General features: G+C 57.9%; 2 protein-coding genes. Both read right to left on the bottom strand.

Annotated elements, in window-relative coordinates:
* On the bottom strand, positions 1-283 hold a 283-nt coding region (locus DEQ92_RS21220; RefSeq protein ID WP_147299544.1), incomplete at its 3' end, for a hypothetical protein.
* A gap of 61 nt (positions 284-344) precedes the next feature.
* The gene (locus DEQ92_RS24575; protein WP_115821741.1) at positions 345-620 is read right to left on the bottom strand and encodes a helix-turn-helix transcriptional regulator; all 276 of its coding nucleotides are present in this window, start codon (positions 618-620) and stop codon (positions 345-347) included.
* Positions 621-660 lie beyond the last annotated feature (40 nt).

Raw genomic sequence — 660 nt, 5'->3', positions numbered from 1 at the left:
CGCTGATGTTCGCCTCACCGGCGAGTCTCGAGTCAGAGGCGCCGGTGAACCGGACAGCGTCTCCGAGCGTCTGCCTCGCCGAGAAATTCTCGATGTTCCCGTCTGCCGACAACTCACCGCTACCATCGGGATACAGCAGCACCTGCTCCTCGACTGATCGGTTGTAGCCGGAGCTCAGCGCCGGCGATATAAGCGCGTTCATCACCAGCAGTGCCAGCGCTAAAAACAGGAATACACGGATGTACCCTGCGACCGTCGACGGTGCCAGGTCTTCTCCGGCCATACCCAATATAACGATACTAAGGGACTACTTTTCTCACAGATGCCTGCGGATTTTCGCACAGTCAGAGCTTTAACTGGGTTTGCTCTTCCGCTTCGTCTTGGTAGATCTGCAGGAGCGAGCGCACGTCACACAGCCGTGGGGATTGCACCCCCTGCTCCCAGCGCCAGACCGAGTCTGTCGAGATATCTGCACGGTCAGCGACTTGCCGGATCGTAAGGTCGCTAAGATACCGCATCGCCCGCAGTTGTCGCGGCGACGGGACGTCGAACTCGTTAGGTTGACACAGCACGTCCTCGTGATCTGCTTCGTGGCTGCCGGGGTGCTGTGATTGGCTCATTTTTATTCTGACCGATGATCGTCACGCTCTTTACTGCACA

This window comes from Haloferax sp. Atlit-6N (assembly GCF_003383195.1).
In the GTDB taxonomy this organism is placed as follows: Archaea; Halobacteriota; Halobacteria; order Halobacteriales; family Haloferacaceae; genus Haloferax; species Haloferax gibbonsii.
Note: the sequence above shows the minus strand (reverse complement) of the source record. Positions and strands in the feature narration are given on the sequence as shown.

Coding starts and splice junctions, on each gene's coding strand:
- DEQ92_RS24575 (WP_115821741.1), bottom strand. CDS start 620: ATGAGCCAATCACAGCACCCCGGCAGCCACGAAGCAGATCACGAGGAC.